We start from the raw sequence: 13123 nt of genomic DNA on the forward strand, positions 1-13123 counted from the left end.
GTAGGATTGTTTAGTTCCATGATCTAGGCGAGCTAAATTAATCTGTAAGAAGGTTCCAGTCTTTAAGCCGCCTCGCTTGTTGCCGCTGTATCACTACCACCTTTATCAAGCTTTCCTTTACTGCAATTAGGCTTACAAGAATGAATAAGGCGGTTTATTCTCTAAGTAATTATCATAGCCACCAATTTTTTTTGTTAGTTTAGGGTGCTAATGGAGGTAATTTTTTTGAAGTGCTCGGCCAGTTCTTCACAATAGAAGGGTCGATCTTGAGTAGTTTGCGATCTTTGTTGGGGTAAGACATGTTTGAGAGCAGATTTCGAATCAAATTGAGATGGGCTAACTTCTTATCATTTGCGTCAACGACTGTCCATGGTGCGCTAATACAGTTAGTACGCAAAAGCATGGCATCACGCGCTTTGCTATAGGCTAGCCATTTTTTTTGTGCTTGCTGATCTATTGGACTGATTTTCCATTGCTTGAGGGGGTCTATTTCTCGGGATTTCAGACGAATGGCTTGCTCCGCCTTGGTAATGTCTAGATAGTATTTGATCACCTGAATACCAGAGTCCACCAAAAGACTCTCAAAAGTATTTACAGACTTCATAAACTGATCGTATTGAGCAGGAGTACAAAAATCCATTACTTTTTCAACGCCTGCGCGGTTATACCAACTGCGGTTAAAAAGGGTGATTTCTCCGGAGCTGGGTAACTGTGCAACGTAGCGCTGAAAATACCATTCACCCTCTTCACGAGTAGAGGGTTTATTGAGTGCGACGACACGAGTATCTCGAGGACTTAAATGCTCGGTAATACACTTAATAACACCATCTTTTCCTGCAGTATCACGACCTTCAAAAATCACCAAAATTCGAGCCCCATTTTTGATGACTTCACTTTGAAGTTTTACGAGCTCAATTTGTAAAAGTCTTAATTCGTCGTCGTAATGCTTTTCTTCTTTAATGAGTTTTTTATGCATAGCAATGTTGGCCTTAAAAGCAAGCTACGTTTAAGCAGCGCTTGTTGCAGGAGTAACTTTCGAAGGAACTCTCTTTTTAGCTGGGGCTTTCTTTGCTGAAACCTTTTTAGCGGGAACTTTCTTCGCAGCAGTTTTTTTAACAGCCACCTTTTTCACTATGATCTTTTTGGTAGTAGGCTTCTTTACAGGTGGCTTTTTATCTAGCCTCTCTTTTGCTTTAGCTAGCTTAATCACTAGCTTTCCTTTGTCAGACTCAAGCTTTTCAAGCTTTTTGCTTAATTGCTTGACTAGTTTCTTTTGACTCATCCTAAACTCCTTGTTGAGATTTATTTGATAAATTTATGTAAATGAACTAATTAGTAGATTAATCCTACTTTTAATTACTCATAAATTCAAGCGATTGTGACACTCAAAAGGAATAATGGGGCGAGTTCAAGCCATTAGGAACCTGTATTTGCCTTGTAATATAAAAAATCTAAGCTATTAAATAACTGCTTTATTTCTAAACTGGATCTGCAGTTAAATAGCCTACTGCAGCCCCATACTTGTCCTTATAGTTTTTTCTCACCAATGGATCGAGCGTTTCTTTAACATTTGCATGTAATGGACTTAGCCAATCACCAGGATGCTGAAAGTTGGCAGTGATATACATAAATCCATTTAAGTCATCGACGATGCCTAGCCCTGTTGCTTCCGCACCTGATGGCATTGACATAATTCGGCTTAATTTTTTGGTATCTACGTTGTAGGCCCAAATAAAATTATTGATATGTGTACCGCTATCTTCACCAATAAAGAGCGTGCGTAGCTTTTCAGAGAACTTTAAATTATCTGGATTGGAGACCTTATCTGGATTTGCTAGATTACCTAAAGTATCTTGAGCAATATCTTCGCCAATCATCAATGCAGAAATATTGAGTGGCATCCAGTTACTTTTGATAGCATTCCCAAGCTGGTCTTTCTTGTTGCCGCCCAGTTTTAGTTGCATGACACCACCAGCAACCAGTGCTTTATCAAGCGCTATATTGCTTTCCTCATTCCAGCCCTTGCCAGTTTTCACCATAGAGTCTTGGATATTTTGTAAGGCAGAATAAGCGACTTTATCTTTGATGTTGACGGTAGTGCCTTCCATTTTGCTAAATCCCATGCTGCCACCAACTAGGTAGGCGTAGCGATGGGTTTCTAAAAAGACTGCTGCCTTTTCCATACCGGGTTTAAGTTTGATCCAATTGGGCCTGCCGTCATAAAAGATTTTCGTAAAACTAGGATCTTTTGGATCAGCTTTAAGGACGGACATGATGTCTTCAGGCTTGAGTCTACTTGCAAGTGTTTTGATTTCATGGCTAGTAGCGTGTCCTAGCTTAATCCATTGGATATCTGTAGCTGGGTCATTAGGGTCAATAGAGAAGCCTTTGCCAAGCCTGCCAACATAAAGCGTACCCGCAGACAGATCTTTCTCTTTATCAGCAATAAAGACAAACAGTCCACTGTTCGTATAGTCATCACCCATCAAGACAGTTCGGTTATCTGGCATGACCTGAACCAATTCATGAGAAATCCTTCCTAAACAATAGTGCTTTACTAGTGTTCCAGTGCCATCAGGATGGACTGTGACTTCTGGTAAATGCCCATAGTTATATGGGTTTGCGCTGTATTCATTGCCGTACAAATTTTTACTAAATTCTCTATAGCGTTTATTTTCTGCAGCAAAAGGGGCATCTGGCTCATATTCTTCACTGGATAGATGGGTATTCCACGGTGAAAGACTTGAGCCGCACGTAATCCATAGTCCGTTGGCAGAGGCAGTATCTACATTAAAGTAGCTGACTAAATTTAGCTTTCCAGTATTTTGGTTTTGATCTAAAGTCAAAATAGCAATTTGAGAGGGAAGCGTTCCATACGTTTTTTCACCAGCTAAATTTGCACTGGTGTATTCAAACTGAACAACAGCAAATACAGGCTTTCCTGTAATACCTTGCACTTTCGGATTAGATAGCTTGAGTAATGAGGTTCCATCAGGACAGTCTGAGAATATTTGACGCTCTGAACCCATCTTAGATTGATCCATGATGGGTTGATTGTGGATATTGACATATCCTCCGGCAAGAATGCTTCCCCCCAAGGTCTTAGGAACGACATCACCCGTAATAAAAAATGGTTGATACGCTAATTTGTAGGATTTTCGTTGACCATTTTCAAAATTAAGCTCTAAGAACGAACCAACCGTTGTTGTTGCCATTGCCTCTGGATCTGCCAAGGAGGGTGCAGCCATGGAGTTAAAGTTTGTATATTTAATTGTAGGCATTTGCATTGGCATTACTGCAAGCGCTGGATTTGCACTTAATGCCAATAAGGACAAGGTGCTTGTGGCCCCTAGTGGAAGCAAAGGAGCACCCGCAAAAAGTTGTAGTAAGGAACGACGCGATAAAGAGGGGTTAGTAGTCATGTAAGCTCCAAATATGAAATTCCATTTTCTTTGGATGTTGTGACATATTTGTGTCACATTGACAAAAAAATCATGACATCTTCACAAGGGATGTATGACTTTTCCGTATTGAAAATAACCTATCGATTAGGGCTATTGCTATAAAGAATATTAGCGTTAAGCACAATAGGTTTGAAGCTAAAGAGTTGCTCACTCAAAGGATCTACACTGATCTCCACAGCCTGCACTAAGGTATGACCCATGACTTGAAGTCGAAACACATTTTCAAGTACGTATTTTTTGTCTGATGTTTTGAGGGGTTGGTCTTATGCTGCCGGTTTAACCCAACTATGAATGGGGTAGAGATTAATTAAAAAATGCACAAATTATTCAGCTGTGCTACTGTAAAACTTCACAACTCTGGAGGTTTAAATGAAGGTTAATCAATTGGTTTCTAAGCTTGTTTTTGGACTTTTTGTCAGTGCAGCATCTTTTGCCGTGTGTGCTCAATCTATGAAAGTAACTTTAAGTGGAGCTCAGGAAGTGCCACCAGTCATGACAAGCGCTTCAGGTATGGGTTCAATCATGGTTAGTTCAGATGGTGCAATTTCTGGGAATGTTACTACTACTGGTGTTGAAGTGACTATGGCGCATATTCATCTGGCACCTATGGGACAGAACGGACCAGTAATAGTGCCATTCGCAAAAACTGCAGATAATGTCTGGTCTGTACCAGCTGGCGCGAAACTGACTGATGCCCAATTACAAAGTCTCAAAAGTGGCGATCTGTACATTAACGTACATAGCGCCGCAAATAAAGGTGGAGAAATCAGGGCGCAGTTAAAGCCCTAAAGCCCGCTAAATCTATTGTCACTAGTTCTCGGCGCCAACTACTTAGCTATAAGTGAAAATACCAACCCTCGGGTTGGTATTTTTTTTAAGGAGTATCACGAGAGCTTAGTAAAGAATTAAAAATTAATCTACTTCGCCAAGAATTACTTCAGTGAGGTAATCCAATCTACCAATGATTTGAGTTCAGAGTCGGTTAAGTCTGCAGCGGGCATGGGTATATTGCCCCATACGCCTACACCACCATTTCTAATCTTCTGTGCCAAATAGGTTTTAGCATCAGGCTGATTGCGATATTTTGTAGCAACGTCTTTTAATGCGGGACCTACCATTTTTTGATCAACAGCATGACAGCCCGAGCAATACTTATCTTCGTATGCAGGTGGTGGCGTTTGGGCTGCTGTGGTGCCTGCAAAGAGCAAGCCCGCCACAGCGAGGTTCAACTTAGAAAAAATCTATTTCACCGTTACGGTAATCGATTTGCTCATAGGCGCACCGTAAGATAAGTGATCCTTATTACCGAACTGCATTGTTAGAGTGTACTTGCCGGGTGGTAGCTTAATTTCTGCTTCAGACTGCGCTTTACCAAAATGCATATGGGTTGCATTGAACGGAATGGATTGTCCTTCAGGCATTGATGCAAGATTAATTAGCAAGTGATGATGACCACTATTCGGTGTAGCATCGCCAGCGGGCTTGAGATCCATCCCTGTAACGCCAAACTTCACCATGAACGGGCTAGTGACAGTTGCGCCATCGGCAGGGGCAACAAAGTAAACATTTTTAGAGTCTTGCATGCTGGCACAGCTGGCAAGCAGTGAAATACTTATAACAGCTAAAGAATATGAAATGAAGCGGCGCATGATTTATCCTTTTTTTTAATGAAACATTAGGCTAACACAGGAGAAATAGTTTTGTTAGGGCGACGCCTATTTGAGGCATGACCAGCAACACTCTCAGGGTACTTACCTAGTATTTACCCTATGTTTTAAATTGAGATGGAGCTCTTAGGGTGCCATTAACCACGCTTTTATATAAGACTTGATCTTATGGTGTTGGTTTGACCTAACGATGAATCGGGGGGCACTAGTGACTCTAGCCGATTCCGCTCCAAGATATTCAAAATAAAAAATAGCCCAGCAAGTGGGCTATTTTCTTTTGGATTAGATCAAGTTGACTAACCCCGTGCTAATTGAATATTGTTAGCCTTTTTTAGCCCAAGCAGAGCACCAGCCATTAGCAGCTACTTGCTTACCTGCAAACAGAGGGCAACCACCAGCAGCAGAGCCTGCTTTACCTTGATATAAGGCGCAATTAGTACAGTTTTTTCCAGCTGTTGTAGAAACCGCAACGTATTTCAATCCCTTAGCTTGCGGATCTGCTTCCGATACCATGGCTTGAGCTTGTACTTTACCGTTGAGCGCTAAAGTACAGGCACCAGCAGCGGATAAAATCATAAATTGGCGACGACTATTTTTCATGGGGTTCTCTCAAATGTTGTTTTTGTAGTTTTTATGATAGACCCAATAGCGCGTCATTTGTAAGCTATTTCGCATTGTGAATTCATTAGATGAGATTGTTTGCTGGAATTAATCTTAATTAGATTGCCAATAGGCCAGTAATAATTGGAATCAATCTTAAAGCGGAATTGGAAGTGGAGCGACTGCACCAGAAGGTCAATATGCTTAAGAATATAGAGTTTTAGGCCTTAGCACTAGCAGTAGTATATTCATTGAATTAGCCTAGAATTTACGCATGCGACTTTTATTCATCACACTAGCATTTATGAGCTCTGCTGTATTCGCTCAGGATAGTAAGAATCCTTATGTACTTGAGGTTGATGTATCCCGAGTAGATAAGCGTATTCAAGTGGAGGCTTCCTATCGTGTACCTATGTCTATGTGCGCTGCCTATGGATTCCTAACAGACTATGAGGCCGCTAAAAATATTCCCGGGATTTTGGAATCTAAGGTAATTTCAAGGGCAGGGAATAAAGTCCAAGTCGAAAGGCTCATTCAAGAGCGCATTTTATTCATTCCTATAGAGATACGATCAGTAGTTGAATATTCAGAGAATCTCAATCAATCCCTAGACTTTTATCAAATCAGCGGAAATACAAAGTATTACAAAGGCACATGGCGCTTGACTAACCAAGGCAATATGATTTTATTTAAATATCAAAGTGTATTTGAGCCAAATTCTTTGATGCCCAACCTAGTGATTGAATATTTTATTGAAAATAGTATCTATCGCCGTTTTGAAAGAATGGCGGAAAATGCCTATCTTTATGGTCAAAGTCAACTGCTTACTTGTAAATAGAGTGGAGTCTAGTAGCGAGATGCGAATTTTCACAAAAGGTCTATGGCTTATAAAGTGCTCGAATATGTTGCCTAGCTAAGCACCTAGCACCTAGCACCTAAGCAACTTAGCGCCTTCTGCGTTTCTTCCAGGTGTAAGGCTCTCCATTGGAGAGCTTCCCATCAACAATGCCATCTACTCCGAACTTGCCCGCGACTTCCATGCCATTAAATTGAATGGTTACAAATTCACCTAATTCCTTTGCCCATGCCATTGCTTGGTCTAGAGTTTCAAATTCGTGAGTTTCGGAGTGATATTTTACGGTTACCACTTTGAACTTACTTCCTGATAAAAGATATGTGACGAGGATAGGTATCGTGCCTCACCATCACTAAAGTCTTATGCAGATTGAAGCATCTTCAGTTGAATTGAAAAGCTTCCTGCCTGCGCATTAGAAATCAGAATACCAAACTCAATTACATCAGCAAAGGATAGGGTGGGTGCATCAACGGTTTGCCCACGAATAGTCGATATAAATTGACCCAAATCAAATCGATATGTTTGCCAATGCGGCTCCGCTATAAAATCTGCTGTGTATGTCACACGGGGAGCCAATTCAGTTCGTAAGACAAGCTTATAGCGCTTGCCATCACCTTTTGCTGTCAGCGCAAGCTGTTGAGTTCCTTTGGGAAACCGTATTGCTGACCGCATGGAGGCAAAACCACCATTATTTTCAAGTGAAACTAGGCCTTCAAAGAACATGCCCTGTGCATCTTGGCGAAGACCCGATTGAGACACGCCCCCCATCACACTATCATTCACAATCTTGCATTCGCGCATCGTATTCGGGTTAGTAAAATCCATGTGAATTCCTTGTGCGCGAGATAGTCCTGCCCAACATAAAAGATAAGTACTACAGGTGCAGAGAAAGCTTCTTCTTGAGTTCAATTTTTTCAAAAAATACAGTTTGTAGAGTTAAGATTTCTTTATGGGTGGTACAGACTTCCATAGGTATAGTAACCAGACGACACAACACCCGTAAAGAATCGTAAAGAACTCCAGTGGTAAATCCCAGTATAGGATCTTGCTGAGTTGTTCTGCCCAAAATGATTCAGGGGGATCGGTATGACGTAGTAAAGCTTCTAATACCGTCAAAGGGCAAGTAATATGAAAAAAAGCTTCTAGGGCTATTAGTATCATTAGACCTGCGTGGATTTGGCGCAATCGTGGTGCTCGTACCCATGACCATTGCCAGTATGCGCCCAGAGGAATGAGCAACATACCCACTACTAAAAAAACAGCAATGGCAAAGTGAGCAAGCAGTACAAGGTCCGCTAATACGTTCATCAGAAAAGCATACACAATCTAGATAGCATTATAAATATGTCGGTCTTCTTGGCAAAGCCCATCACACAGAGGCCCATTTAAGGCCTAAATCACTAATCTGTATAAAACTCTTAGGCTCGTGCTGGTACATACTATTTGTTTATGCCCTCATTTGCAGCAAAACATGCGTTTTAGCTTTTTTCTTTGGCATAGAATAGATTGATGAAAATACATCAAATCAGGACCTCACTCTGGGCATTGGCTGTTGTTTGTCTAGTTTCGGCCTGCTCGGTAGCCAAATTAGAAGCGCGACTTGAGGCTAATCCTCAATGCAAGGATGTTATAAATTCCAAAACAGGCGCCTTAATGCCATGTCCCGGTTCAGACAAAGCTTTTTACAGGGAAATAGGTTTGGCGCCAGTAAAGCCGGTTACTCCTATTAGTTCGATTGCCGTGACCACAAATAATCCAGGTAACCCCACGAGTACAGCCAGTACTCCAGCAAGCTCACCCAAAGCAGCAATCCCACCAACTGACTGTAAACCACAAATTCATAAAAAAACGGGTGGAACGCTGCCATGCCCAGCATCCGACTAGTCTTAAATGTAGGTATGATGTCTTCTAACTATTTAGCCCATTACTCATTAAAACAAGCCCTGGAAATATGATGAAAAAATTAAACGTATTGTTGGTTTCTTTTGCTGCAGCGATTACCTTGGCAGCATGCAGTAATGCACCGAGGTTGGCTACAGAGTCAATGCCAAGATCTGGGTTTTTACCTGACTACAATCTCTTGATTCCAATAGCATCCAGCGATAAAGATACTCGTATTTGGAGATACCGTACCTCTGATGTCAATCCTAACGCTTATAAGGCTGTGATCTTAGATCCTATTTATCTAAATCAAAATGCAACTAAAGATGTTAGCCTTGATGTCATTAATCAAGCAAAAGCAGCGCTTCAGGCATCCATGATTGAAGCAGTCAATTCGCGCGGCAATATTCAGATTGTCAATAAACCTGGCCCTGGTGTAGCGCGTATTTCTGTTGGTATTACAGGCGCAGAAAGTTCTGCTAATAGTTTGCAGCCATGGAATTTCACACCGATTGGTTTGGCAATGAATGCAGCTGCTTATGCCGGTGGCGTGAATGCGAAAACTCCAGCATTACTGGTTGAAAGTAAGATTACAGATAGCCAAACTAAGCAACTATTGGGTGAGGGCTTGATTACTGTTCAAGGTGAATCCTTTAGAACTAATGCTGGCTCAGCAGATTCATTCATTGCGATGGCTAAAAAAGTAGTTCGTTCAGCTTTAGAAACATCTGCCAATCCAACCCCAACTGGTAAATAAACCCGACTATGTATTTATCAGCTAAAACATTTTTTTCTGTTGGCTTATGTGCTTTGCTGGTAACTCCTTTATTTACTTATGCAAATGAGATATCTCGAAATCAAGAGATAGTTGAGCGCTTTGAAAAATGCGATGTCAATCGTGACGGTAAGTTAACGCTTGAAGAGGCGAAGGGCTGCATGCCTCGCATCTATAGCAACTTTAGTTCAATAGATTCGTCAAATAAAGGTTATGTCACCGTAGCAGAGATTCAGACAATGGCTAACAGATAAATTAAAAAAACAGTGGCCTATGTAAATACTTTTTAAAGAAAGTGATAACTAGGCCCTGTTAAATTTTGAGATCAGCTCTACCATCTATTGAATATAGAAATAGTTATCTTCCGCTCTTAGAGAGAAGCTTTGCTACTCGTTCAAACTCTTTCGGACAGTCCAAATAGTAGAAGATTTAAAACTGTTAACAAGCAAGTTAGAATATTCAGGGTTAAGCTTATTGTTATTGCTAATGAAATACCTCCTATTCCTCATTTTCAGCATAATTCTGACCCCTGCTTTAGCAACGGGGTTGCTAGTACCCTTATCTAAATTTGATAATGACTCACGAGAATTGACTAATAGCAAGGTGCTTGAGTTTTGGGCTTACCATAACTATCAAGGAGATGATGGCTATCAAAACACCTTACGCTTACGTTTTTATCATCCACTTGAGGCAGGAGAATGGCGTGGCAGGATTCGATTAGATACTGCATATGTTGCCAATTTCAATTCAACGACATCTGCGAATAACTCCGGGCAATATAGTGCTGGAAATACGATGGTAACGATATGGGGACAAGATAGAACTTTTCTGAAGCCTCTAGGTGCGTTAGTTGGCGGGCGAATAATCTTACCTTTTGGAAATAATGGTCAATGGGCAGTTGGCCCACAAGTAAACTGGACATTTTTACCTGAAGTCAGTAGTAAGCTGCAGGTTACCGATTTTTCACCATTACTTCGTTATATGTATGGCTTCGATTCTAAGAGCAATAGCTTAACTATTAACCCCAATCAGCCACCACTTCAGCGAACTCTTCAAATGTTTCCCACAATAGGTTTTCAGCTTGCGCCAAATACTATGCTTCGTTTTTGGGATGAAAATGGTGTAGCTTACAACTCAGCTGGAGGCGGGTGGTTTGTACCCATTGATGCCATGATTACGCATCGACTTGCAAAACATTGGGTGGTGGCAGTAGGGGCAAGCAAGCAAGTTGTACAAACCTACAGGCAGTATGATTGGACCACTTATGGGAAGATCTCTTTCAATTTTTAATGCTAAAAGCTCTTCTCTCAGCATTATTTTTATTGACCATATTATTTTGCAATCAAGCTGCTGCAAATACTAATCATATTATTGAGCAAGCCTATTTTGAGGATCAATCAAATAGCCTCAGTGTAGATAGCGTTGTCACTGAAAAATTTACGCCATTTCAAGATTGGCTCACAAAAGGGTATAGCCCCTCAAGCTATTGGATTAAATTAAAGATTCGCCCCTCTGAACGTAATTTAGTTTTGCGCATACGCCCAACGTTTGTTGAAACTGTTCAGCTATTTGATCCGGTAGATATCGGCTCTGATAGGATCACTGGGGCTAAGCATTTCTGGAGAGAATCTGAGGTTCAGTCTTATAACCACAGCTTTAACTTGGGAGTTATTAAGGAAGAAAAGATACTTTTTCTAAAGGTTAAATCCAATAGAAGTTATTTGCTGGCATTTGATGTGATGCCGATTTCAGAATATCTTGGAGTAGAAAATACAGATGGATTGCTGTATTTTGGATATATTGTTTTTACCTTAGCGCTTGCACTGGGACTGTTTGGCGCATGGTTAACTAATCGCGAGCGTGTTCTAGGTGCATTTGTTATTCAACAATTCATTGCTTTTTTACACACCTTATTTGTAGTTGGTTACGCACGTTTTTTTCTAGATAAATACATTGATGTATCTACTATTAATTATTTTTCCTATGTATTGGTTGTTGGTTACCCGCTTATTGCAATTTTTGCTAATAAATTACTATTTGAAGATTATGGTTTAAGGCCAACCTTTAGACATTTATTTAATTTCTTGTTCTGTATTTCGCTTATTATTTTTACTTTATTGATCTTTGGGCATATCAATACTGCTTTGAGGCTTAATGCCCAATTAGTGATGTCGGCTATATTTTTACTTTTTTTCACGGCATGGTTTGGCACTTTAGGAGGCATCGCCAAAACTAATATCAACCTTCCAATTAATTATTTGCGTGTCTACTGTACGCTAAATATAGTGATGTGGTCGATATCTGTGTTACCTCTACTTGGTGTGATTCAAGGAAATGATTTAACCGTGCATTCTTATCTTTTATATAATGTATTGAGCGGATTAATTTTCTTTTGGCTTCTTCAATATCGTGCCAAATCCATATTGAAAAATGAGCTTGCCAACTCAGCAGCGCTAAAGGAAGAGGCCGAGTATGAAAAATCTCGACGTGAAGATCAGGGCAAACTTATGGCTATGCTGACTCATGAAATTCGAACACCTTTATCTGTTTTAAAGCTTGTTGTTGATCGTAAAGTAAGTGGATCAGACTTAGAAGACTATGCAAATAGAGCTGTTAACAATATTGATGCCATCATTGATAAATGTATTCAGCTTGATCAGTTGGATTTGAACGCATTAAAAATTCATAAAACAAGATTTAACTTTTCAGAGTTGCTCAGATCCACTATTGCCGATGCACAATCGGAGAGACAGTTTTTGATAACAAGTCCTGATAGCATGAGTATTCATTCTGATAGTGACATTGTCAGAGTCATTTTGTCTAACCTGATTACAAATGCCGAAAAATACTCTATCCCTCATAAAAAAATTCTTATTAGCAGTGAATTGATTGAGGGGTCTTATTCTTCCCAATTACAGTTTAGGATTCAAAATGAGCTTGGTGATATTGGTGCTCCTGATGCCGCGCAGGTCTTTGATAAGTATTACAGAGCCAGTTCTGCTGTTAAGATCAGCGGCTCTGGTTTGGGGCTATTTCTAGTTAAAGAGTTAACCCATGTCTTAGAGGGTCAGGTTGAGTGCTCTGTTAATCAAAATTCGATTACATTTACGGTATGGATCCCTGCTTAAAAATAGCCATTATTGAAGATAACGATGATTTGAGGTCGCTCTTGATTCAGGACCTCTCTATTGCGGGATACTTTGTAAAAGGCGCTGAATCTGCGGAACAATTGGACGAAATTTTTGCTGCTAATAGGTTTGATATCCTCATCGCCGACGTCAATTTACCCGGCGAAGATGGATTTAGTATTGCTGCCCGCTACAAAAGGCTGAATGCCAATCTTAATATTGTGCTGCTGACAGCTCGAACATCTGCTGCTGATAAGGTTGCAGGATATGGGGCAGGGGCTGATTTGTATCTCACTAAGCCGGTATCCAATATAGAATTATTAGCAGCGATTAGCAGTATTTCGAGACGAATTCGTGCTCAAACAGCAAAATTTGAACTCACTCTTAGCCTGAAAAATCTGACCTTAACAGGTATTAAAACTATTGAGCTTAATAAGCATGAGGTTTTAATCATTAAGGCGTTAAGCCAGTCCTTTGCCTCTAATTTGCCCTATTACAAGTTATTAGAGCTTTGTGATGAGCCTGTAAGTGAGACCTCTAAAGCTACTTTGGAGGTCAGAATAGCCCGATTACGTAAAAAATTCATTGAAGCGGGTGTCGACAAATCATTTCGTGCTCTAAGGGGTGAAGGTTATCAGCTTCTTGTGGATGTTCAGATTGGTTTGTAAGGATTCGTAAGGATTGGCATGATTTTGTAGGTTGGGGAAACAAAGCCCATATAAAATACAGATTACATTAGTCTTAAATTGTCA

17 protein-coding genes are annotated in these 13123 nt (G+C 40.4%); 8 read left to right on the forward strand and 9 right to left on the reverse strand.

From position 1 onward, the window contains the following. Positions 1-199 precede the first annotated feature (199 nt). The 3 genes from ppk2 to DCO16_RS04590 form a co-directional block, all read right to left on the reverse strand. On the reverse strand, positions 200-976 hold the full coding sequence (ppk2, locus tag DCO16_RS04580; RefSeq protein WP_173942553.1) for a polyphosphate kinase 2: 777 nt from the start codon (positions 974-976) through the stop codon (positions 200-202). 30 nt (positions 977-1006) lie between these two features. Then, positions 1007-1210 carry a hypothetical protein gene (locus DCO16_RS11270; RefSeq protein ID WP_437342861.1) on the reverse strand — a complete coding sequence of 68 codons (204 nt, stop codon included), beginning with the start codon at positions 1208-1210 and terminating at the stop codon, positions 1007-1009. 268 nt (positions 1211-1478) lie between these two features. Further along, the gene (locus tag DCO16_RS04590; RefSeq protein ID WP_173942555.1) at positions 1479-3422 is read right to left on the reverse strand and encodes a PhoX family protein; all 1944 of its coding nucleotides are present in this window, start codon (positions 3420-3422) and stop codon (positions 1479-1481) included. Positions 3423-3833: 411 nt separating this feature from the next. Here DCO16_RS04590 and DCO16_RS04595 point away from each other — a divergent pair, with 411 nt between their 5' ends. After that, positions 3834-4253, forward strand: coding sequence for a CHRD domain-containing protein (locus DCO16_RS04595; RefSeq protein WP_173942556.1), 420 nt, complete (start codon positions 3834-3836; stop codon positions 4251-4253). 143 nt (positions 4254-4396) lie between these two features. On the opposite strand, the gene DCO16_RS04600 is transcribed toward DCO16_RS04595, so the two are convergent. The 3 genes from DCO16_RS04600 to DCO16_RS04610 form a co-directional block, all read right to left on the reverse strand. Further along, positions 4397-4693 (reverse strand): c-type cytochrome, encoded by a 297-nt coding sequence (locus DCO16_RS04600; RefSeq protein WP_173942557.1) that lies wholly within the window; start codon positions 4691-4693, stop codon positions 4397-4399. 12 nt (positions 4694-4705) lie between these two features. Further along, the gene (locus tag DCO16_RS04605; protein WP_173942558.1) at positions 4706-5113 is read right to left on the reverse strand and encodes a DUF4399 domain-containing protein; all 408 of its coding nucleotides are present in this window, start codon (positions 5111-5113) and stop codon (positions 4706-4708) included. A gap of 339 nt (positions 5114-5452) precedes the next feature. Next, a complete protein-coding gene (locus DCO16_RS04610; protein ID WP_173942559.1) occupies positions 5453-5731 on the reverse strand; it encodes a high-potential iron-sulfur protein in 279 nt (92 codons plus the stop codon). 274 nt (positions 5732-6005) lie between these two features. Between DCO16_RS04610 and DCO16_RS04615 the strand changes: the two genes are divergently transcribed. Continuing rightward, positions 6006-6569: an SRPBCC family protein gene (locus tag DCO16_RS04615; RefSeq protein WP_173942560.1), complete on the forward strand. Its 564-nt coding sequence runs from the start codon at positions 6006-6008 to the stop codon at positions 6567-6569. Between the two features lie 106 nt (positions 6570-6675). Here DCO16_RS04615 and DCO16_RS04620 read toward each other — a convergent pair whose 3' ends face one another. From DCO16_RS04620 to DCO16_RS04630, 3 genes are all read right to left on the reverse strand, one after another. Further along, positions 6676-6879, reverse strand: a complete 204-nt coding sequence (locus DCO16_RS04620; RefSeq protein WP_173942561.1) for a hypothetical protein — start codon at positions 6877-6879, stop codon at positions 6676-6678. A gap of 68 nt (positions 6880-6947) precedes the next feature. Beyond that, positions 6948-7412: a CIA30 family protein gene (locus DCO16_RS04625; RefSeq protein ID WP_173942562.1), complete on the reverse strand. Its 465-nt coding sequence runs from the start codon at positions 7410-7412 to the stop codon at positions 6948-6950. Between the two features lie 111 nt (positions 7413-7523). Continuing rightward, a complete protein-coding gene (locus DCO16_RS04630) occupies positions 7524-7895 on the reverse strand; it encodes a DUF2784 family protein (RefSeq protein ID WP_173942563.1) in 372 nt (123 codons plus the stop codon). 201 nt (positions 7896-8096) lie between these two features. Here DCO16_RS04630 and DCO16_RS04635 point away from each other — a divergent pair, with 201 nt between their 5' ends. The 6 genes from DCO16_RS04635 (at position 8097) to DCO16_RS04660 (ending at position 13039) form a co-directional block, all read left to right on the forward strand. Continuing rightward, entirely contained in the window at positions 8097-8471 is a 375-nt protein-coding gene (locus tag DCO16_RS04635) for a hypothetical protein (RefSeq protein ID WP_173942564.1), read from the forward strand. A gap of 67 nt (positions 8472-8538) precedes the next feature. Continuing rightward, entirely contained in the window at positions 8539-9225 is a 687-nt protein-coding gene (locus DCO16_RS04640; RefSeq protein WP_254598103.1) for a DUF3313 domain-containing protein, read from the forward strand. An 8-nt stretch (positions 9226-9233) separates the two neighbouring features. After that, complete coding sequence (locus DCO16_RS04645) at positions 9234-9497, forward strand: EF-hand domain-containing protein (protein ID WP_173942565.1); 264 nt, start codon at positions 9234-9236, stop codon at positions 9495-9497. Between the two features lie 349 nt (positions 9498-9846). Continuing rightward, a complete protein-coding gene (locus DCO16_RS04650; protein ID WP_254598104.1) occupies positions 9847-10533 on the forward strand; it encodes a hypothetical protein in 687 nt (228 codons plus the stop codon). Next, positions 10533-12371, forward strand: coding sequence for a sensor histidine kinase (locus tag DCO16_RS04655; protein WP_173942566.1), 1839 nt, complete (start codon positions 10533-10535; stop codon positions 12369-12371). Before DCO16_RS04650 ends, DCO16_RS04655 begins: the two co-directional genes overlap by 1 nt. Beyond that, positions 12356-13039, forward strand: a complete 684-nt coding sequence (locus DCO16_RS04660) for a response regulator transcription factor (protein ID WP_173942567.1) — start codon at positions 12356-12358, stop codon at positions 13037-13039. The genes DCO16_RS04655 and DCO16_RS04660 overlap by 16 nt, the downstream gene beginning before the upstream one ends. Positions 13040-13123: the final 84 nt, after the last annotated feature.

The organism is Polynucleobacter antarcticus (assembly GCF_013307245.1).
GTDB classification, from domain to species: domain Bacteria; phylum Pseudomonadota; class Gammaproteobacteria; order Burkholderiales; family Burkholderiaceae; genus Polynucleobacter; species Polynucleobacter antarcticus.